Source organism: Microterricola gilva, assembly GCF_004217495.1.
GTDB lineage: Bacteria > Actinomycetota > Actinomycetes > Actinomycetales > Microbacteriaceae > Microterricola > Microterricola gilva.
In genome coordinates this window covers 2476752-2497759 of record NZ_SHLC01000001.1, presented here as the reverse complement: position 1 = coordinate 2497759, position 21008 = coordinate 2476752, and the positions used below count along the sequence as shown (strand labels likewise).

Sequence of the window (21008 nt, the reverse complement as noted above, 5' to 3'; positions counted from 1 at the left end):
TGGCGGTGACCGGCGTTGGTGCCTCAGCCCGCGCAGGCGCCCGTGGACACCGAGTCGCCGAGGCCGGGTGCGGCGGCGGCCACCGGCGCGAGCTCGGCGAGCGTGAGCGCGTAGCCGATGTCGTCGACGACGGCGGACTTGGCGAACACGACGCCGACGACGGAGCCGTCCGGGCTGAGCAGCGGCCCACCCGAGTTGCCCTGGTTTATGTCGGCGGAGAGCGCGTAGACCTCGCGGCTGAAGCTGCCGTCGGCGCGGGGGATCGCCGTCACCTCGGCCACGGTGGCCGGCAGCGAGACAAAGGGTCCGCCGAAGGGGTAGCCCTGCACGGCCGCGCCGGCGCCACGGGCGAGCTGGCTGCCGAGGGGAAGGGCTGCGGCATCCAGATCGCCGACGGCGAGCACGGCCAGGTCGGTCGCCGCGTCGAAGTAGACCACGCGGGCCGCTCGCGGCGGCTCGCCCGGCGCCTCGACCACGGCCTCGTCGACGCCGGCCACGACGTGCGCGTTGGTGACGACGCGGTCGTCCGAGACGACGAAGCCGCTGCCGACCAGGCTGACGCCGCACTGGTGCGCGGTGCCCGTGATGCGCACCACGGATGCCGCGGCCGCCGTCAGCGCCGGCGAACCCGCGTCGACGTCGGCGACCGGCGGGATGCTCTCCGGCGGCGCGATCGTGTCGATGACCCACGGCAGAGCGTCGTTGACGGCGGAGGCGCGCACACCGGCGAGGAACGACTTGACCGGGTCGGGGGTGAGCCGGTCAATCGTGCCGAGGGTGGCGCTGCCCGCGATCGTCTGCGTGACCGGCGGAACGCCCATGCTGCTCACGCCGCCGGCGACGGTCGCGAGCACGAGCGCGGTGACGACGGTGCTCACCGCGATGCCGGCGAGGCGGTCGAGCACACTGAGCTTGATCACCCGCATGCCGCGGCTGAGGAGCCCGCCGATGAGCGAGCCGAGCGCGTTGCCGAGGATCAGCAGCAGCACACCGCAGCCGATCACGATCGCCGCGCGCCACTCGGGGGCGGGCGCCCACGCCGAGATCTGCGGCAGCAGCAGGTAGGCGGCGACGCCGCCGGCAATGAGTCCGAGCGCGCCGAAGGCACTCCGGAACAGCCCGGTGCGCCAGCCGGAGACGGCGGCGGAGAGCAGGATCAGCCCCACGACGATGTCGAGGATGAGTGAGCTCGTCACGCGGACTCCTGGTCTGAACGGGGCTGAAACGGGCGGATGCCGCAGGCTCTACTCTGCGGCATCCGGCCATGTCTCAGCTGGGAGAGTGCCGGGCGCGGGCCCCGGCCGCGGCCGTCTGCGGTCGTCCGCCGAGCCAGCTGTGTGGGTGGTTGGACCGCACGGGAGGAGAAAAGCAGAACGGGAGGAGGAATCTCGCGATTCCGTCCTCCCGACCCGCTTATCTCCTCCGCAGCAGATGCCGCAGCGAATGTCGGATGCCGCGCCGGGTACCGGCATCCGGGCGCGACCTCGGCAGCCAGTCGCCCAGCCGCCCGCCGGCGGCTACTTCGCGGGGTAGCTGTAGAAGCCCTCGCCGGTGGCGACGCCGAGCTTGCCCTTGTCGATGTAGTTCTCCTTGATCAGCTGCGCGAAGGCCTGCTGCTTCGGGCCGCCGTTGACGCTGACGTTGTAGGCGGTGGTGAGGCCGACGATGTCGTAGATCTGGAACGGGCCCATGGGCGAGCCGGTTCCGATGCGCCAGGTCTTGTCGATCGCGTCGGGCTCGGCGATGCCGTCGACGAGCAGCTCGCCGGCCGCGCTGAGGAACGGCACGAGGAGCGAGTTCAGCAGGTAGCCGGCCTTCTCCTTCTTGATCTCGATCGGAACCATGCCGATCTCGCCGGCGAACGTCGAGACCGCGGCGAACACGGCCGGGTCGGTCTCCGGCGTGCCCATGACCTCGGCAGTGTTGTGCGCCCAGACGCGGTTGGCGAAGTGCAGGGCCAGGAACTTCTCCGGGCGCCCGGTGAAGCCGACCATATCGCTCGGCAGCAGGGTGGAGGAATTGGTGGCGAAGATCGTCTTGGCCGGGGCGAGCTCGGCGAGCTTCGCGTAGGTGTCGCGCTTGATCTCGAGGTTCTCGGGGATCGCCTCGATCACGAGGTCGGCGTCGGCGACGGCCGCGGCCAGGTCGCTGCTCAGCGTGAGGCGCTCGAGCGCGGCATCCGCTGCGCCGTCTGCGGCTCCGGTCACCTCGGCCTTGTACGTCTCGGCGAGACCGGCGAAACGCTTCGCGGCGCCCTCGAGTACCTCGTCGTTGATGTCGTATGCCGTCACGGCGAAACCGCTGAAGGCGGTCTGGTAGGCGATCTGGGAGCCGAGCACGCCGGTTCCGAGCACGGTGACGGTGCGAATGTCAGTCATTTCCTTGTTCCTTACTCGATGTGAGTCGGCTGGGGTCAGTCGGCTCCGGTGCGCCGATGGCGTTGTGCGCCGGCGCGGTGTGGAGGTAGCCGCGGGTGATCACGTCTACCTGGTTCAGGATGTCGTCGAGCTGCTGCTCGAGCGGCACGGCGGTGAGGGTGGCGTGCGCCGTCTCGAGCTGCAGCACGGCGAAGATCGCGCGGGCCGCCGCCGCGGCATCCGGTGCCGCGAGTTGCTCGCCGGCGGTCGATCCGAGCGGATGCCGGCCGGCCCACGCCTCGGCGAGCGTGGCAGCCAGGCGCTCCTGCAGCCGGGCGATGAGCTCAAGCGCCTCGCCGCGGTAGCGGTCGCTTGGACCGCCGAACATCACGGCCTGCTGGTAGGCGGCGGTGTTCTCGTCGCTCTGCCGCCCGGATTCCACGATCGGCGTGAGCAGCGCGGCCGTGCAGTCGGCGACGTCGGCGCTGCGGGGGAGCGCCCGCTCGGCCGTCGCCAGGGCCCGCCGGTAGTACTCGTTGTGCACCATGAGCAGCAGCTCGGCCTTGCTCGCCGCGTAGCGGAACAGGGTGCCGGCGGCGACGTCCGCCCGCTCGGCGATCTGCTGCGTGGTGACGGCCGCGTAGCCGTGCGCGGCGAAGAGCTCGGCGGCGGCGTCGAAGATGCGCTGCTGCTTCTCCTGCTTGTTCCGCTCGCGGCGGCCGGGTGCGGCCGGGGTGGGCTCCTGCCCGATTGTCTCCGACATCTCTGCACCACCTCGCTCGACGGGCTCACGGCCCGATCAGCTCAATAACTGAGTTGACTCATTTATGAGTGTACTCCTTTTTTCGGGAGTGGGGGCGTTGGCCTGGGCATGTGGGAGCGTGGGGTGCTGCGCGGGTGCTGCGCGGGTGCAGCCGCCTAGAGGTGGCCGCTGAGTCTGCCGTGCAGCGCCGTGCTGCGCTCGTCGAGCCCGGTGAACGTGACGGATGCCGCGTGCTCGGTGTACTTCTGCTGCACCGAGTCGAGCACGGCCACCGTCGAGGCGTCCCAGATCTGCGCGTCGCTGAAGTCCACGTTCACCTCGGCGGGGTCCTGCCCGTAGGAGAACTGTTCGACCAGGTCATTGGAGCTGCCGAAGAACAGCGGTCCCGCGACGGCATAGTGGGCGCGGCATCCGTCCTCGGAGAGGGTGCGCGTCACGGTGACGACGTGCGCGACACGGCGGGCGAAGAGCACCATCGCCAGCACCGCCCCGGCCGCGACACCGACGGCGAGGTTCTGGGTGAGGACGACGATCGCCACGGTGCTGAGCATGACGACGGTCTCGGAGAGCGGCATCCGGCGCAGGGTGGCTGGCGCGAGGCTGTGCCAGTTGACGGTCTTGATCGCGACGATCATCATCACGGCGGCGAGGGCCACCATGGGGATCTGCTCCATCACGTCGCTGAGGGCGGTGACGAGCAGCAGCAGGACGACGCCGGCGACGAAGGTGGAGATGCGGGTGCGGGCGCGGCCGAGCTTCACGTTCACGACGGTCTGGCCGATCATCGCGCAGCCGGCGATGCCGCCGTAGAAGCCGGCGAGGATGTTGGAGACGCCGAGCGCCCACGACTCGCGGCCCTTGTTCGAGCGGCTGTCCGTCATGTCGTCGACGAGTTTGGCAGTGAGCAGCGTCTCCATCAGGCCGACGAAGGCCACGCTGAGCGCCGTCGGCCAGATGAGCGCGAGCGTGTCGAGGTTCAGCGGCACGAGCAGCTCGGTGAATCCGGGCAGCCCGCCGCCGATCGCGCCCTCGTCGCCGACGGTGGGGACGCTGAGGTGCGCGACGATCGTGATCACCGTCGCGACGACGATCGCCACGAGCGGGGCGGGCACGGCGGTGGTCAGGCGCGGCAGGCCGAGCACGATCAGCACGGTGAGCGCGAACAGCGGGTAGACGAGCCACGGCACGCCGAGCAGGTGCGGCACCTGGGCGACGAAAATGAGGATGCCGAGGGCGTTGACGAAGCCGAGCATCACCGAACGCGGGATGAAGCGCATGAGGCGGGCGAGCCCGGTCACCCCGAACAGGATCTGCACCAGGCCGGCCAGGATGACGGTCGGCAACAGGTATTCGACGCCGTGTTCCTTGACCAACGGGCCGACCACGAGGGCCACGGCGCCGGCTGCGGCCGTGATCATGGCCGGGCGGCCGCCGAGGAACGACATCGACACGGCAAGCACCACGGATGCCACCAGGCTCACGCGCGGGTCGACGCCGGCGATCACCGAGAAGGAGATGACCTCGGGGATGAGCGCGAGGGTGGTGACGATGCCGGCGAGCACCTCCACGCTGAGCGCGCGCGGGTTGCGGAGCACGGCGAGCACGGTGGTCGGGGCAGCGGGTGTGGGGGAGGAGTTGCGTGGCACGGCTTCAACAGTAGGGTGCCTGCTGGGCGCCGCCGTGCCGCACAGACTCCGCTCCAGCCTTGCCCTCGTTCCCGCCCCCTTTCTGCCCCGCACAGGCGGCTTCTGGTCGATGGTTCTCCACAGTCTGAGAGCTTCCTCGTATGAGGCGACGGCCGGCGCGCAGCATGGGGGAATGACATCACTCGAAGCCGACGAACTCCGACAGATTCCGCTCGACAGCGACGCCGCCGTGCAGGCGCGCGTCGAACACCTCATCGGTGCCGCCTGTCGGCGCCAGTGGTGGATGCTGCTCCTGGACGAGGCGGGGCGGCAGATCCCGCTCATCATCCCCATGGCCGACTATCCGAAGACCCCGAATGGCGGCGCCGCCGGCCTGCTTGCGGCCCGCGTCGCCGAGACCGTGTACGAGACGGGGGCGGCGCAGGCGATCTTCGTCTGGGAACGCCCGGGCGGCCACCGGGTCAGCCATCTGGACCGTAGCTGGGCGCGCGCGCTCGCGGCGGCCTGCGCTGATGCCGGCGTCTCGGTGCGCGCCCAGCTGATCAGTCACGACGACGGTGTGCGATGGGTGGCACCCGATGACCTGCTCTGAGCGTGGCGGTGGGCGGCCGACGCCAAGGGCGGGAGCGGCGCCATGACGGTGCGCGAGAACGAGCAGCGCTCGGCCGCGGCGCTCAGCTCCCTGATCGCCACGTTGCAGGCGCACCCGGCCACCGCGGTCGATGTGAGCGAGCACTACAGCTACCGGGTCGTGTGGTCGCCAGACGAGCAGGCCTTCAAAGGAACCGTCGACGAGATGCCGACGCTCTGCTGGCTGGCCGGAGAGCACACCGCGGCGCTCGCCGGCATCCGCAATCGTGCGCGCGAGGCCGTGGCCGAAGCGGTGGACGGCGGCCGGCCGCCGCCGGAGGCCTTCTGCTCACTCGGCGCGAGCCGGGATCCGGCCAGCGTGGAACGGCCCGGCCTGGCCGAGGTGGTGCCGGTGTTGGTGCCGGTCGAGCTGTACGCGCGCCTCGCCGCATCGGCGCGGGAGCAGCAGGTGGAGCCGCACCTTCTGGCGATCTCGCGGCTGGCGGGCAGTCGCGAGGTCGCCCTGACCGAGCTCAGCGAACGGGCCGCGGGGAGGAAACGACGGTGAGGGCGACGCTCAGCTGCTCGGGCTTGGCTCAGTGCCCTCGATGCGCGCGAGGTCCGTCAGATCGAACGCCGCCTTCGCCGAATGGATGGCGGACAACAGCGTGGGGATTCCGTGGACGATGAACGACCAGTCGCCGGCCTCGTGGCGCACCCGGATCGTGCGGAGCACGCCACGCGAGGTGTCAGTGACCTCAAGCACTCGGGGCAGCGAGAAGCCGAATTCGCCGATGGTGCTGACCAGCGGTGACGCGGAGAACGCGAGGCGGTAGTTGGTGAGCATCAATGTGCCGCCGATGGCGATACGGCCGCCGAGGAGCGCGTCCCGCAATGCCGGCTTGCGCCCGTAATCGATCGGATTTACCAGGAAACTCGCATTCCTTGAAAGCAGTGGCGTCTCGCCGGGAACCATAACGCGAGGTCGACGAGTCATCGTGCCAGTGTAGGCGACGCGCCCCGAGCGTCTGGGGCTGCAATGGCGCTGTCGTGGCCGAATCGCTGCCAGAGTGAGGCCATGAAGTTCCGCATCTTCACCGAACCCCAGCAGGGCGCCAGCTACGACGATCAGCTCGCGATCGCCCAGGCCACCGAGCGCCTCGGCTTCGACGCCTTCTTCCGCAGCGACCACTTCCTGGCGATGGGCGGAGTGAGCGGGATGCCCGGCCCGACGGATGCCTGGTTGACACTGGCCGCGCTGGCCCGCGAGACCAGCGGCATCCGCCTCGGCACACTCGTCAGTTCGGCGACCTTCCGACACCCGGCGCTGCTGGCCGTGCAGGTGGCCCAGGTCGACCAGATGTCGGGCGGCCGGGTCGAGTTCGCCCTCGGAACCGGCTGGTTCCAGGCCGAGCACGACGCCTTCGGCATCCCGTTCCCCGCCAAGCGCTTCGGGATGCTGGAGGAGCAACTCGAGGTGATCACCGGTCTCTGGGGCACCCCGCTCGGCGAACGCTTCAACTACAGCGGTGAGCACTACACGCTGCTCGACTCGCCGGCGCTGCCGAAGCCGACGCAGCAGCACATCCCCGTCATCGTCGGCGGCACGGGGGCCGCGCGCACACCGCGCCTGGCCGCCCGCTTCGCCGACGAGTACAACGTGCCGTTCGTGCCGCTCGCCGACACGGATGCCGCCTTCGGCCGTGTGCGCGCCGCCTGCGAGCAGGCCGGCCGCGCCGCCGATTCGTTGATCTACTCGACGGCAATCACGACCGCGATCGGCTCGACGGAGGCCGAGTACCGCCGCCGCGCCGTGGCGATCGGCGAGGATCCGGGGGAGTTCCGCGTGGACTCGCTTGGAGGCACGGTGCAGCGGGCCGTCGACAAGCTCGGCGCGCTCGCCGACATCGGCGTAGAGACGGTGTATCTGCAGATCCTGGACCTCAGCGATCTGGACCACCTGGAACTGATCGCCGCAGAGGTCGCGCCGGTATTCGCCTCCTGAGCGAGCGCTGGCCCGGCGGGCTGGAGCTCAGCCGGCGCGGAAACGCTCAGTGATGCGGCGCGGCGTCAGCGGCTGAGCAGTCCGGCGCGCTCGGGGTTGCGATCGAACCACTGTGCCGCGTACCAGCAGCTCGGCACGATCCGAAGGGTGCTCGTCGACTCGATGTCGTTGACCGCGAACTCCATCAGCTCGGCCGCGTAGCCCTTGCCGCGGAACGGCGGCTGAGTGAATGCGCGGGTCAGGGCGATTGTCGAGGCGTTGACCGCGTAGTCGAGCACACCGACGAGCGTGTTGCCGTCGCGCATGCTGTAGCGGCGGGCATCCGGTTCATTGGCAAAGGTGAGAGCCATGCCTCCAGCGTAGTTCGCCTGGCGGGCCCGAGACTCGCCGGTGGCGCATGCACAGCGGGCGGATAGTCTCAAGTGGTAACGGGCACGCCCGCTTCCGGCGTACCCTAGAGGGTTGGCACTTTGCGTTTTCCGCGGAATCCGCACCAGTGCCCGTAGAACGACTCGGGGGCTGGCGAGTGCAACACAGACGGAAGGTTGGCCTTGAGCGACGAATGTATCCACGGTTTTGATGACGGACTGTGCGCGCAGTGCTTCCCGCCGCCCGTCACGGAGCCCCTGACGCCGCCGGTCAAGCGTGTCGCCCGTGTCAAGCCCGCGTCGCTGCGCGAGGCCCCGGTCGTCAAGTCGACGACCCGCGGTGCCGCACCGGTCACCCTCAAAGTGGAGGCCGCGCCGACCAAGGTCGCCGAGCTGCGCATCTACCACGTCACCCATGTCGACAACCTCGCCGGCATCCTCGCGGCCGGTCAGCTCTTCGCCGACTTCGCCAAGCCGCCGGTGAACATCTCCTCCGCCGGTGTGCGTGAGGCCCGCCGCGCCAAGACCGTCGACGAGCGCGTCCTCAGCGAAGACATCGGGCCCCGCGTCGTCGCCGACTACGTGCCGTTCTACCTCTCGCCGAACGCGCACGTCTGGAACAGCATCCGCGCCGGCCACGACGACCCGCGCCTCACCCTCGAGGCGCTCGGCTACGCGGCATCCGAATTCGTGCTGCTGGTCAGCACCGTCAAGCACGCCTTCGAGGCCGCCACCGCCCAGGCCGCTGCCGCCACCGACTCCGACGCAGCGGATGCCGCAGACGGCTCCCTCGGCGGATTCGCCGTCGCCGACGGTGACGCCGTCGGCCTGCTCACGAACTTCGCCACGAGCCGTGCCGACGCGGAGCGCATGCTCAAGCGTCTGCGCGCCGACGACGAGTCCGAGAGCATCCTCGGCGCCGAGGTGCTGGTCGCCGACACCTTCCCGTTCGAGCAGATCTCGCTGATCGGCGTCGCCAACGACAAGGTGCGCGCCACAGTGCGCGGCATCCTCGCGGATGCCGGCCAGAAGACCAAGGTCGCCGTGTACCCGCCGTGGTTCCAAGCCACAGAGGACATCGCGGAGTAGTCGCTTCGCACACGACGACCGGGGGCACGCGCCCCCGGTCGTTTGCGTATGTGCCGCGCGAAAGCTCCGGCCCGTGAGGTTTCGATACGCTCGTTCCTCGCTACTCAACCAGCAAGACTGCGGCGAGTACCCGCTGGTTGAGCCTGTCGAAACCGCGCGTCAGAGTCCACTTGGCTTCGCGGCCTCCGCTGCGCTCCGGTCGCTCGAGCCAGCGTGGGTGATGGCGAGTGACAGTGTCCGCGCTACGTGACGGGCGCGGAGGCGAAGAGCACGTGCTCGCTCGCCACCAGCTCGTCGAGACCGAGCACGCGCTCCAATGAGTGTCCGGCCGCGAGCACCGCTGCCCGCTCCGCGTCGCCCTGCGGGGCGAGCCTGCCCTGCATGAAACCACCGAGCGCGCGCACCGCGCAGGCCGCGATCACGCCCTCCGGCGTCCCGCCGATGCCCATCGCCACGTCGATGCCGGAGCCGGGCGTCGCAGCGGCGATCGCCGTGCCGATGTCGCCCTCGCCGACCACGTGCAGACGCGCCCCGGCGGTGCGCAACTCGGCGATCAGCGCCGCGTGCCGCGGCTTGTCGAGCACGGCGACGGTCAGATCCGCGACGCGGCGCCCGCCGGCATCCGCGAGCCGGCGCAGGTTCTCGCTTGCGGAGAGGCGGAGGTCGAGCACGCCGACCCCGGCGGGGCCGGCGATGAGCTTGTGCATGTAGAAGGCGTCGCGCGGGTCGAACAGGGTGCCGCGCGGCGCGAGCGCGATCACGCAGACCGCGCCGGGCAGCGCCTCGGCGGCCAGGCGGGTGCCGTCGAGCGGGTCGACGGCGATGTCGCAGGCGGGGTAGCTAGCGCGTTCCTCGGGGCTGAGGCTCCGGTCGAAGCCGAGCCCGAGCTGCTCCCCGTTGGCAAGCATTGGGGCGTCGTCCTTCTCGCCCTCGCCGATCACGACCGTCCCGGCGAACGGTGCGCGCAGCAGCACGGCGCGCATGGCCGCGACCGCCGCCTCATCGATGGCGTTCTTGTCGCCCGAGCCGACCATCGCCGCGGATGCCGCCGCTGCGGCATCCGCCGACCGCACGATCGCGGCGACGAGTTCTGGCGCGAAGTTCTCGCCCCCGATCACCGTCGCGGGCGGGGGAGTTGCGGCCAACGCCACCGGCTAGACGGACCCGGCCGGAGGCCAGACGCCGATGATGAGCGACATGATCACGATCGTGACGAGCTCGTGGGCGATGTTGAGGATGGTGAGCCCGGTCGGGCGGCCGTCGAAGGCGTCGTGCGTGATGAAGCGGGCTGCGGTGAAGCCTGCCCAGAGGATGATGCCGGTGAAGATCGTGTTGAGCAGGAAGCTGCCGCCGTAGAAGTCCCAGGCGATGAAGGCGGCGCCCGAGAGCACCCACGCCGTCACGAAGCTGACGATCACGGTGACGATGATCGGCCAGATCGCGTCCTTGCTGTTGCCGGACGGCGTGACCTTCGCGGCCTTCATCCAGTAGTTGCCGAACACCTTCGGGGTGTACCAGATCGAGCCGACGACCATGCTCGACAGCGTCGCGAGGAGAACCGCCCAGTAGTTGATTTCCGGAACCATGAGAGCCTCCATGTGTCGAGCCTGAGTGCGTGCTGTGAGTCTACTCCGCCGGGGCTGAATCGCGCGGGATTCAGCGGGTGGCTCAGCCAGACACCTCGCGCTCCGCCACCCGGCGCGGCAGCGTCTTGCCGCGGAAGAAGTCGGGCTTCCGTGCCCACCAGATCGCGATCAGCACGAAGCCGATGAGGAGTCCGCCGATGCCGACGACGGCCTCCGCACCGATGCCGAAGATCGTGACGTTGTTGCCGTCGGCATCCGTCAACCAATCGGGGGCCGCGAATTGCACGGTTCCGTAGATGAAGACGGCGAACAGGATGAGCGCGCCGAGCATGGGGAAGATGCCCCGCATGATGAAGTTCCGCGCGGACACGGTGAGGGTGTGCCGGTAGAACCAGACGCAGGCGAGACCGGTGAGCCCGTAGTAGAAGGCGATCATGAGCCCGATGGAGCCGATCAGGGCGTTGAGGAGATTCGGGCTGATCAGCGTGAAGACGAGGTAGAACGCGCACGAGGCGATTCCCATGCCGATCGTCGCCCATGTGGGGGTGAGAAAGCGCGGGTGGATGCGGGCGAAGCGCTCCGGGATAGCCTTGAACGCGGCCATCGACAGGGCCGTGCGCGCCGTCGGCAGAATCGTCGTCTGGGTGGACGCCGACGCCGAGGTGAGAATGGATGCCGCGAGCAGCAGCATGCAGAACTGGCCGATCGGGCTGTCGCCGAAGAGCGCCGGGCCGATCGCTGTGAACACGTCGTCGGCGTTGGCGTCGTTGCCGAGCCCGATACCCGTCGTGCCGACCCCGGCGAAGGCGACGGCCGCGGTCGTGACCAGCGCGTAGGTGACGAGCAGTAGCAGGGTGCTGATCACGGCCGCGCGGCCGGGGGTCTTGGACGGTTCAGAGGTCTCCTCGTTCACCGACACGGCGGTGTCCCAGCCCCAGTAGATGAAGATCGCGGTGAGCATGGCTGGAGCGATGACGCTGCCGAAGTCTAGTGTGAATGGATTGAACCAGTCGAGGCTCGGCACGATCGAATACGACTCGGCGGTACCCGTGTAGACCCGCACCAGTGCGAACGCCGCGAAGAGGATCAGCACGACCACCTCGATGCTGAGCAGCACGAACTGGATGCGGGCCGACAGCTCGATGCCGCGGTAGCAGATCCAGGTCATCACGATGATCCACACCAGACCGGCGGCGGTGGACCACACGACGTTGTCGGCGAGTTCGGCGACGCCGGGCACGCCGAGTTCGCCGAGGAAGATGAAGGAGTAGGAGCCGGCGATGGCCGCCAGATTGGCCATCACGATGATGTCGGCGACGATGATGCCCCACCCGCCCATCCAGCCGGTGACGGAACCGAACGCCCGCGTCGCCCAGGTGAACGTCGTGCCGCAGTCCGGCTCCGCCTTGTTCAGCTCCGCGTATGCGACGGCGATCATGTACATCGGCACGAAGGCGAGCAGCACGATTCCGGGTGCCTTCGTTCCGGCCAGCAGCGATCCGCCACTGGCGACGATGAAGCCGACGCTGGCGGCCAAGCTGTAGGCCGGGGCGGTGGACGAGACGCCGATCACCACACTGGAGATCAGGCCGAGCGCCCCGCCCTTGAGGCCTTTGCTGTCGACGGTGATCGATGAGGGGTCCGGGGCGGATGCCGCGGCATCCGATGACGGCGGAACAATCGATGACATCAGGATCTCCCTACACGGCGGCCGTCGCGAGAGGCGGCAGAGCGGGGTCAGTGCGGTCGTTCGGCGATGAGCGATCTGATCGGGGATATCGTACGTCCGATTTGGCGAGAACGGGCCGAATCAGCCTGAGAGTTCAATCAGCCTAGGAGAGCAGGCCCCGGATGTCGTCGGCCGTGAGTGCGGCGCTGAAGGCGGCGTCATCGTCGAGCACGGCGCTGAACACACGCGCCTTCGCCTCTTTGAGTGCCATCACCTTCTCCTCGATCGTGCCGGTGGCGACCATGCGGTAGACCATCACGTTCTTCGTCTGACCGATCCGGTGCGCGCGGTCGACGGCCTGCGCCTCGCTGGCCGGGTTCCACCACGGGTCGAGCAGGAAGACGTAGTCGGCCTCGGTGAGGTTGAGGCCGAAACCGCCGGCCTTCAGGCTCACCAGGAACACCAGCGCATCGCCCGTCTTGAAGCTGTCGATCACCTCGGAGCGCTTGCCGGTCGAGCCGTCGAGGTAGGCGTAGGCGATGCCGCGTTCCTCCAGCCGCGCCGCCGCCTTCTGCAGGAAGCTCGTGAACTGGCTGAACACGAGCGCGCGGTGCCCCTCGGCGACGACGTCGTCGAGCTGTTCGAGCAGGGCGTCGAGTTTGCTCGACGGGATGTGTGCGTACTTCGCGTCGACGAGGGAGGCGTCGAGGCTGAGCATGCGCAGCAGGGTGAGCGAGCGGAAGACGATGAAGCGGTTCTTGTTCATGTCGTCGATCAGCCCGAAGAGTTTCGCGCGTTCCCGCTGCAGCATCGTCTCGTAGAGCTTCGCGTGCCGCGGCTCGAGGTCGATCGCGAGGGTCTGCTCGTGCTTGGCCGGGAGCTCCGGGGCGACGAGCTCCTTGGTGCGGCGCATCATCAGCGGGCGGATGCGCCGGCGAAGAGTGGCCAGCAGCTCGCGGTTCTCCTGCTTGTCGACCCCCTTCTCCAGCCGACGCACGTAGTTCTCGGTGAACTTCCGCGCGCTGGGGAACAGCCCGGGCGCCGTGATCGAGAACATCGACCACAGTTCGAGCAGATTGTTCTCCATCGGTGTGCCCGTGATGGCGAGCTTGAAGGGCACGGCGAGGTCCTTGGCCACCTGGTGTGCGCGCGCCTTGTGGTTCTTGACGAACTGCGCCTCGTCGAGGATGAGCCCCGCCCAGCCGAGCGCGCCGTAGGCGGCCTCGTCGAGGCGGAACAACGCGTAGGAGGTGACGACGATGTCGGCCCCGGATGCCAGATCCGCCAGCGTCTGCTTGCCGCGCCGCTTGGCTTCCGTCGTCTTTACGGTGTGCACGGTGAGGCCGGGCGTGAAGCGGGCCGCCTCTGCCGCCCAGTTGGAGACGACGGAGGTGGGGGCGACAACGAGGAAGGGCCGGCGCTCGGCCGGCGCCGTGTTCTCGACCGCGTGGGCGATGAGCGCGAGCGTCTGCAGCGTCTTGCCGAGTCCCATGTCGTCGGCGAGCACACCGCCGAGTCCGTGCCGCCAGAGGAAGGTGAGCCAGTTGTAGCCGTCGTGCTGGTAGGGCCGCAGGGTGGCGGCGACGGCATCCGGAACCGGGGTCGGCTCAAGGGCATCGCGGTTGTCGAGGATGCCGTTGAGCCCAGACACGGCGGCGCGCCAGGATTGCGCCTGCTCGGTGTAGTCGGCGAGGTCTTCGAAGTCGGCCCAGAGGCTGGTCTGGTAGCGGCTGATGCGCAGCCCCGTCTCCCACTCGGAGAGCGCCTTGGCCTCGGAGATGAGCACCCGCAGCCGGTCGAGGGCCGGGTGTTCGAGCGAGAGGTAGCTGTTGTCGACGAGGAGCAGCTTCTTCCTGTCCTTGGCCATCGCCTTGAACAGCGGGCCGAACGGCACCTTCCGTCCGCCGACCGTCACGACCACGCCGAGGTCGAACCAGTCGGTCTGATCGGTCTCGACGGTGCTGATGGTGAGCTCCGGAGCCTCGGTGAGCTCGCGGTAGTCGGGACGGGTGCCCTGCACGTCGACGCGCACGCCGTCGATGCGTTCGATGCGCGGCAGCACGGTCGCACAGAACTCGGCCGCGTCGATGCCCTCGAGCAGCCGGGCCTGCGTCTCCGGCTCGACGTGGGCCTCGTCGTAGAGGCGTTCGGCGATCTCGGCCTCCGCCTCCTCATCGTCACCGGGCTCGCGGCCGTCCAGGTACTCCCACGCCCACTGCAGCATGAGCACGTGCTTGGGGCGGAACGTGGCGGTGAGCACGAGCGTCGGGCGCTGCAGGGCCGGCAGCTCGATCGATTCGTCGCTGCTCGTGACCTCGATGCGGCGGCGCAGCTGCGGGTAGTAGCCCTCGAGGAACTCGCTGACCTCCTCAGCCGGAACCTCGAGCGGCTTCGCCTGGCCGAGGAGCGCGCGCAGCTCGGGGGAGAGCGGGGCGTCGAGCGGGGCGAGGGTGATGCTCGTGTGCTCGGCCGGCTTCGCCTTCGCATTCGTATTCTCGGCGGCGGTGGCCGTCCCCGCGTTTGCGGCCAGCGCATCGGCCACCTTCTGGGCGCTGGTGCGGCGGCCGTAACGCACCGGTTCGACGATCTCGGTGACCTCACGCAGGTACACGCCGTGCTCGCCGATCGCGGCCGCGAGGGCCGTCGAGTGGGTGGCGCCGTCGACGGTGAGCACGGGGGTCAGCAGCAGGCCGGCCGCGGATGCCGCGGCACCCGTGCGCGCGGATTCGGTGCCGACAACGTCGGCGTCGGCAGCGGCCTCGGTCGCGTCGAGGCTCAGCACCGCGTGGCCGGCGAGGCGCACCGACACGGTCTTGGTGGCGCCGAGGAGCGGGATCTTGAGCGCCTCCGCCCGTTCGAACAGCTGCCAGAGCAGCGGGCTCGCGAACTCGTCGAGCACGATCCAATCGGCGTCCTCGCCGGTGTAGGTGAAACGGGCGGCGCGGTAGAGCGCCCCGAATTCGCAGAACCAGCGGTGCTGCGCCGGCTCGAGGTTGAGCCGGTTCGACTGGTAACTGAGCGTGCCCCAGCTGATGCCGCTGCGCACCCAGCTGCCGCGCTCATTGCGCATCACCGGGCGGACGGCGAGCTGCAGCGGTGCGGCGCCGGATGCCGTCCGGCGACCGGTTCCCGCCCCGAAGCTCGGGCGAGGCGGCCGGTTGCTCGAGCCGCCCCACTGTTGCGTGCTCCAGCGGCTGGCCGGGCGCCGATTGGCCTCCCGGAGCTCGAACTGCAGACCCATCGCTGTCGGCCCGGCGGCGACCCGGGCCGTCCCGGTGCGGGAGCCGGTCGGGGCGCCCTCGTCGTCGCTGCGGAGGCGGGCGTCGCCTGGCGGCTGCGCGATCGGGCCGAGCGCGCGCTTCCACGCGGGGGCTGGCGGCTGGCGGGTGGGCGCGGTGGAGTGTGAGCCGGAGTCCGAGCCGGCAGCGCGCGAACCGCGGGGGCCGGAGCCGGCGTCGGCGAACTCGTCGGCTAGCTCGTCCGGAGTCTCGTCGGGCGCCCACTGCGGGGCCTCGTCGTCGCCGTCGGACGGCCACCACGTGCGCTGGGCGGCGCCGCGCTGCAGGCCGTCGGACGCGCGGCCGTACGCGCCGCCGGACCTGTGGCCGGAGCTCGCGCCGTCCGCATCCCGGTCTCGATACGCTCGTTCCTCGTTACTCGACCAGCGGGTGTCTCCTTCGTCGCTGCTCGACCAGCGGGTGTCGGCGTCGGGGTCGGCGAGTTCCTCCGTCTTGCGGCGGGCGGCGGCGGCGTTCGCGTTCAGGATCACGGCCGCGACGTGGGCGCAGTCCCCGCCGAGCGGGCAACCGCAGCCGCTCGCAAACGGGGTGCCGAAACCGCGGGTGGTCGGCTCGATCCGCACCGAGACCGCGAGCGGGTCGGAGCCGGCATCCGTCACAACACCGGTGAGGGTCTCGGAGGACTCATGCCAGACGACGGCGCTGACCGAGCCGTCGCGGGCACGGCCGCGGCCGCGCTCGTAGATCCCGCGCCCGACGAGGCGGATGATGTCGCCCACGTCCACGAGCGGGTACGTGGGAGCGATCATGCTCCCAGTGTGTCACGGCCGGCCGACAGCTCCTCCGCGATGCGCTCAGGGCATCAGTCGCTGGCGCTCCCTCAGCCGGCGTGGCTTGGTGGCCGTCGGTAACTCAGGCAACGTCGTCGCCAGAGCGCCGAATCTGCCTGTTTTCGCTACCGCAGCGCGAGAACTGCCTGAGTTACGAACCGGGTGCGGGGGAGCTACTCGCCGGAGGGGTGCGCGTTCACGGCATCGATCACCCAGGCGTAGTTGAACGCCCGCTCGCGCCAGGCGCTGTAGCGTCCGGAGACGCCGCCGTGCCCGGCCGCCATCTCGGTCTTCAGCAGGGCGTCAGCGCCGACCTCGCGCAGCTTCGCCACCCACTTGGCCGGCTCGACGTAGAGCACCCGGGTGTCGTTGATGCTCGTGACGGCGAGGATGCGCGGGTAGTGGGTGTCGTGCACGTTCTCCAGCGGCGAGTAGCCCTTCATGTACTGGTAGACCTCCTCGTCGTGCAGCGGGTCGCCCCACTCGTCCCACTCGATCACCGTCAGCGGCAGCGAGGGGTCGAGGATCGACGTCAGCGGGTCGACGAATGGCACCTCGGCGAGGATGCCGGAGAACAACTGCGGCGCGAGGTTCGCGACAGCGCCCATGAGCAGGCCGCCGGCGCTGCCGCCCTCGGCGACGAGCCGGTCGCTGGCCGTGATGTCGCGGTCGATCAGGTGCTTCGCGCAGGCGACGAAGTCGGTGAAACTGTTGCGCTTGTGCAGCTTCTTGCCGTTCTCGTACCAGAGCCGGCCCAGCTCGCCGCCGCCGCGCACGTGCGCGATGGCGAAGATGATGCCACGGTCGAGCAGGCTGAGCCTGGCGATGCCGAAACCCGGGTCCATGCTGGCCTCGTAGGAGCCGTAACCGTAGAGCAGCGTCGGCGCCGGCTCGCCCGCCGTGACGAGATCGCTGCGGTACACGAGCGAGATCGGCACACGGGTGCCGTCGGGGGCGATGGCCCAGTCGCGGCGCTGGGTGTAGCGCGCCGGATCGAAGTGGCCGAGCACGGGCTGCTGCTTCAGCATCCGCAGTTCATTGCTCTCGACCACGTAGTCGTAGACCGTCGACGGGGTGACGAAGCTCGTGTAGCCGAGGCGGATCGTCGGCTGCGCCCACTCGGGATTGCCGGCGAGCCCGACGGCGAACAGCTCCTCGCCGAAGCTGAGCTCGTGCGGGGTGTCCTCGTAGCGCCCGCCGTTCTTCGGCACCATGGCGATGGCCAGACGGGTCAGGCCCTCTCGGCGGTACTCGATCGCGACGAAATCCTGGAACGCCTCGACGCCCTCGAGGCGCACATCGGGGTTGTGCGGCAGGATCACGCGGCGCTCGCCGCGGGGGTCGGATGCCGCGACGCTCACCAACTCGAAGTTGATCGCGTCGTGGTTGTGCACGATCAGCAGGCGGTCCTGCGTGCCGACGACCACGTGCTCGACGTCGTACTCGACCCCCTCGACGCGCGGCCAGACGAGCTCGAACTCGCCGGTCGGGTCGTTCGCGTCGAGCAGCCGGGTCTCGCTGGTGATGTTCGAGCCGAGCTCGATCACGAGGTACTTGCGGCTGCGTGTCTCGCCGACGCCCACCCAGTAGCGCTCGTCCGGTTCGTGGAAGACCTGCACCGCCGTCGCAGGGTCGGTGCCCAGCTGGTGCCGCCAGACCGTGTCCGGCCGCCACGCCTCGTCGACGGTCGTGTAGAAGACGTAGCGCCCGCTCGGGTCGAAGAGTGCGCCGGCGGAGGTGTCGGCGATGGTGTCGTCGAGGTCGTCGTCGGCGCTGAAACGCTGCACACCCGCTGCGGCCTCGTCCATCGTGGCGTCACGGCCGAGGTAGCGCACGTGCAGGGTGTAGCGTTCGTCGCCCTCGAGGTCGACGCCGTAGAGGAGCATGCTGCCGTCGGCGCTGATCGCGAAGGTGCCGAGCTCGTAGAAGTCGTGGCCGTCGGCCTCGACGTTGTCGTCGAGGAGGATCTGCTCGCCAGGCAGCGACGATTCGCCCGGCCGGGTGTTCGCGGCGTCGGCGGCGAGCCGGAACGGGGAGGCCGTGGCATCCGGAACCGTGCGCGCATCGACGGGCGCGGCGTCCGCCTCGGGTGGGGCGATGGTCGGCGGGGTCCAGTCGTCTGGCCCGGCGATCGGGGCGCGGCAGTGCACGCCGTATTGCTGGCCCTCGATCGTGCGAGTGAAGTACCACCAGTGCCCGCGCCGCACGGGAACGCTGAGGTCGGTCTCCTTGGTGCGGCCCTTGATCTCCTCGAAGATCTGCTCCTGCAAGATCGCGAGGTGGCCGGTGCGGGCCTTCGTGTACGCGTTCTCGGCGTGCAGGTGCGCCTGCACGGCCGGGCTGTCTTTGTCGCGCATCCACTCGTAGTTGTCGACGTAGACGTCTCCGTGGTGAACGCGTTCCGTCGGGATCTGTGCGGCAAGCGGTGGCGTGAGCATGACTTCAGGGTAGGCCGAATGTGTTGCTCATGGGAGTTTCGGATTCGGAAGCGCGATGCGCGATGCGTAGCATCGCGAAAGGCGGCAGCCTAAGATCAGGAAAACCATGGAACCGCAACCGATCTCAAACGAGAGCCCCTCGCCGAGCCCCACGGGCTCCGCACTGAGCACCGACGATCTCGAGCGTCTCCGCGTCGCGATCTTGGTTGCGTCATCGTCTCGGGCCAACGGGAATCATCCGTTCGGCTCCGTGTTGACGGATGCCGCAGGCACCGTGGTGCTCGAAGCCGAGAACACGGTCGTGACCGCCCGCGACGCGACGGGGCACGCGGAGACGAACCTCGTCCGGCTCGCCTCGCACCGTTACTCGCCTGCCGAGCTGGCCGACTTCACGCTGTACACGAGCACCGAGCCGTGCGCGATGTGCAGCGGTGCCATCTACTGGGCCGGAATCGGGCGGGTCGTGTTCGCGCTCGCCGAGTCGGATCTCTACGCCATCACCGGTGAGAACGCGGAGAACCCGACGATGCGCCTGCCCTGCCGCGAGGTGTTCGCCGCCGGGCAGCGGGAGACCGCCGTCGCCGGGCCTGCGCCGGAACTCCGCGCAGAGGCGACCGCGGTGCACCACGACTTCTGGGGGTAGCGCTCGTCCGGGCCGCGACAGCGCCCACCGCGGCGCGCCCTCGCGAAACGCAGGAGCAGGGCCGCGCGAGGCTCCATATCGGCCTCGCGACCCTCTGCTCCTGCGCTTTCCAGCTGACCCGCGGGCGGTGAGCGGTGGTCGGTGTCGAATCCGTGGTGTCGCACTAGTGCTTGGATGGACTCATGAGTCTTGAAGTGAGTGCCGAGGTCTACACAACCGCCTACATCGAGGATTTCGCCCGCTTCATTCAGGCGTCGCCGTCTTCGTACCACGCGGCCGCCGAGCTCGCGCGGCGCCTCGAGGAGGCCGGGTTCACCGGCCTCGATGAGGGCGCGGACTGGTCGGAGATCGGGGCGGCAGACGGCGCTGAGGCGCTCGGCCGTTACTTCGTCGTGCGCGACGGCGCTGTCATCGCGTGGGTGCAGCCGGCGGCATCCGGCCCGACCACCCCGTTCCGCATTCTCGGTGCGCACACCGATTCGCCCGGATTCAAGCTCAAGCCGAAGCCGACGACCGGCGCGCACGGCTGGCTGCAGGCCGGCGTCGAGGTGTACGGCGGGCCGCTGCTCAACTCGTGGCTCGACCGTGAGCTCGAGCTCGCCGGCCGTCTCGTCACCCGCGACGGCCGGGAGCACCTCGTGCGCACCGGGCCGTTCCTGCGCATCCCGCAGCTGGCTATCCACCTCGACCGCGGCGTCAACGACGGGCTCGCGCTCGACAAGCAGCGCCACACGCAGCCCGTCTGGGGCGTCGGCGACGCGAGCCAGGCCGACCTGCTCGAGCACCTCGCCGGGATCGCCGGGGTGAAGGCCGCCGACGTTGCCGGATACGACATCCTCACCGCCGATACCGCCGCTCCCGCCCGCTTCGGTCTGGACGGCGCGCTCTTCGCCTCCGGACGCATGGACAACCTCAGCTCCGTCTACGCCGCGCTCGTCGCACTCATCGACGTGGCATCGCGCGGGGCCGTGCCGGAGAGCGAAGGCAGCGCACCCACCGGCGGCCGTGGCCGGGGCGCCGCAGCATCGCACATCAGTGTGCTCGCCGCCTTCGACCACGAGGAGCTCGGCTCCGAGACACGATCCGGAGCCTGCGGCCCCTTCCTCGCGGACGTGCTCGCGCGCATCGGCGAGGGGCTCGGCGCGAGCCAGGGCCAGCAGCTGCAGGCCTTCGCCGGATCGTGGTGCGTCTCGGCCGATGCCGGCCACGCCGTGCACCCTAACTACCCGGAGCGACACGACCCGGTGGTGCGCCCGCTGGCCGGCGCCGGTCCGCTGCTGAAGATCAACGCCAACCAGCGCTACGCGACGGATGCCGCAGGCGCCGCCCTCTGGGTGCGGGCCTGCGCGGCGGCCGAGGTGCCGTTCCAGGAGTTCGTCTCGAACAACACGGTGCCGTGCGGATCGACGATCGGGCCGCTCACGGCGACGCGCCTCGGCATCCGCACGGTCGACGTCGGGGTGCCGCTGCTGTCGATGCACTCGGCGCGCGAGCTCGTGCACGTGGACGACGCCATCGCACTGAGCCGCGCGATCACCGCCTTCCTCCACGGCGCGTAGTTGAAAAGGATCCGGTGGATCCTTTTCAACTACGCGAAAGGCGGCAGCCCCAAAGCAGCGCGCACCTACTCGCGCCGATCTCCCACGCCAGGTGGGCTGGCGAGGCGAGCGTACGGGCGATCGGGCGGATGCGTGCGCCCCGCGCGTGTTGCGGCGTGTGACACGCCCGTGTGACATCGGCGAGCAGCCGACCTACTCTTCTTGACATCGAACGCTGAGTGCGCGGCATCCGCCGGCCCGGCCGAA

At 69.7% G+C, this 21008-nt stretch carries 17 protein-coding genes; 6 read left to right on the top strand and 11 right to left on the bottom strand.

The annotated features are described in order from the left end of the window. Positions 1 to 23: 23 nt before the first annotated feature. The 4 genes from EV379_RS11645 to EV379_RS11630 form a co-directional block, all read right to left on the bottom strand. Positions 24 to 1196, bottom strand: coding sequence for a MarP family serine protease (locus tag EV379_RS11645; RefSeq protein ID WP_165397357.1), 1173 nt, complete (start codon positions 1194 to 1196; stop codon positions 24 to 26). A 321-nt stretch (positions 1197 to 1517) separates the two neighbouring features. Next, positions 1518 to 2378, bottom strand: a complete 861-nt coding sequence (locus tag EV379_RS11640; RefSeq protein WP_130506271.1) for a 3-hydroxyacyl-CoA dehydrogenase — start codon at positions 2376 to 2378, stop codon at positions 1518 to 1520. Then, complete coding sequence (locus EV379_RS11635) at positions 2371 to 3120, bottom strand: TetR/AcrR family transcriptional regulator (protein WP_130506270.1); 750 nt, start codon at positions 3118 to 3120, stop codon at positions 2371 to 2373. The genes EV379_RS11640 and EV379_RS11635 overlap by 8 nt, the downstream gene beginning before the upstream one ends. Positions 3121 to 3275: 155 nt before the next feature. Then, positions 3276 to 4766, bottom strand: coding sequence for a SulP family inorganic anion transporter (locus tag EV379_RS11630; RefSeq protein WP_242616346.1), 1491 nt, complete (start codon positions 4764 to 4766; stop codon positions 3276 to 3278). A 172-nt stretch (positions 4767 to 4938) separates the two neighbouring features. On the opposite strand from EV379_RS11630, the gene EV379_RS11625 reads away from it, so the two are divergent. Further along, positions 4939 to 5358 (top strand): hypothetical protein, encoded by a 420-nt coding sequence (locus tag EV379_RS11625; RefSeq protein ID WP_130506268.1) that lies wholly within the window; start codon positions 4939 to 4941, stop codon positions 5356 to 5358. Between the two features lie 42 nt (positions 5359 to 5400). Further along, positions 5401 to 5904 (top strand): hypothetical protein, encoded by a 504-nt coding sequence (locus tag EV379_RS11620; protein WP_130506267.1) that lies wholly within the window; start codon positions 5401 to 5403, stop codon positions 5902 to 5904. Positions 5905 to 5913: 9 nt separating this feature from the next. Here EV379_RS11620 and EV379_RS11615 read toward each other — a convergent pair whose 3' ends face one another. Then, on the bottom strand, positions 5914 to 6312 hold the full coding sequence (locus tag EV379_RS11615; protein WP_130506266.1) for a hypothetical protein: 399 nt from the start codon (positions 6310 to 6312) through the stop codon (positions 5914 to 5916). 102 nt (positions 6313 to 6414) lie between these two features. On the opposite strand from EV379_RS11615, the gene EV379_RS11610 reads away from it, so the two are divergent. After that, positions 6415 to 7341 (top strand): LLM class F420-dependent oxidoreductase, encoded by a 927-nt coding sequence (locus EV379_RS11610; protein WP_130506265.1) that lies wholly within the window; start codon positions 6415 to 6417, stop codon positions 7339 to 7341. A 65-nt stretch (positions 7342 to 7406) separates the two neighbouring features. Here EV379_RS11610 and EV379_RS11605 read toward each other — a convergent pair whose 3' ends face one another. After that, entirely contained in the window at positions 7407 to 7691 is a 285-nt protein-coding gene (locus EV379_RS11605) for a GNAT family N-acetyltransferase (RefSeq protein WP_130506264.1), read from the bottom strand. Positions 7692 to 7892: 201 nt separating this feature from the next. On the opposite strand from EV379_RS11605, the gene EV379_RS11600 reads away from it, so the two are divergent. Then, positions 7893 to 8798, top strand: coding sequence for a DarT ssDNA thymidine ADP-ribosyltransferase family protein (locus EV379_RS11600; RefSeq protein WP_165397356.1), 906 nt, complete (start codon positions 7893 to 7895; stop codon positions 8796 to 8798). Between the two features lie 242 nt (positions 8799 to 9040). On the opposite strand, the gene EV379_RS11595 is transcribed toward EV379_RS11600, so the two are convergent. From EV379_RS11595 to EV379_RS11575, 5 genes are all read right to left on the bottom strand, one after another. After that, complete coding sequence (locus EV379_RS11595) at positions 9041 to 9943, bottom strand: fructose-bisphosphatase class II family protein (RefSeq protein WP_165397355.1); 903 nt, start codon at positions 9941 to 9943, stop codon at positions 9041 to 9043. 9 nt (positions 9944 to 9952) lie between these two features. Further along, positions 9953 to 10384, bottom strand: coding sequence for a DUF1761 domain-containing protein (locus EV379_RS11590; protein ID WP_120255840.1), 432 nt, complete (start codon positions 10382 to 10384; stop codon positions 9953 to 9955). Between the two features lie 82 nt (positions 10385 to 10466). Continuing rightward, on the bottom strand, positions 10467 to 12074 hold the full coding sequence (locus EV379_RS11585) for an APC family permease (protein ID WP_130506261.1): 1608 nt from the start codon (positions 12072 to 12074) through the stop codon (positions 10467 to 10469). A gap of 142 nt (positions 12075 to 12216) precedes the next feature. Further along, positions 12217 to 16101 (bottom strand): DEAD/DEAH box helicase, encoded by a 3885-nt coding sequence (locus EV379_RS11580; RefSeq protein WP_242616345.1) that lies wholly within the window; start codon positions 16099 to 16101, stop codon positions 12217 to 12219. Positions 16102 to 16295: 194 nt separating this feature from the next. Continuing rightward, on the bottom strand, positions 16296 to 18560 hold the full coding sequence (locus EV379_RS11575; RefSeq protein ID WP_130506260.1) for a S9 family peptidase: 2265 nt from the start codon (positions 18558 to 18560) through the stop codon (positions 16296 to 16298). 106 nt (positions 18561 to 18666) lie between these two features. Between EV379_RS11575 and EV379_RS11570 the strand changes: the two genes are divergently transcribed. Both EV379_RS11570 and EV379_RS11565 read left to right on the top strand, forming a co-directional pair. Beyond that, a complete protein-coding gene (locus tag EV379_RS11570) occupies positions 18667 to 19203 on the top strand; it encodes a nucleoside deaminase (RefSeq protein ID WP_130506259.1) in 537 nt (178 codons plus the stop codon). Positions 19204 to 19385: 182 nt separating this feature from the next. Further along, positions 19386 to 20762 carry a M18 family aminopeptidase gene (locus EV379_RS11565; RefSeq protein ID WP_130506258.1) on the top strand — a complete coding sequence of 459 codons (1377 nt, stop codon included), beginning with the start codon at positions 19386 to 19388 and terminating at the stop codon, positions 20760 to 20762. The last annotated feature ends 246 nt before the right edge of the window (positions 20763 to 21008 follow it).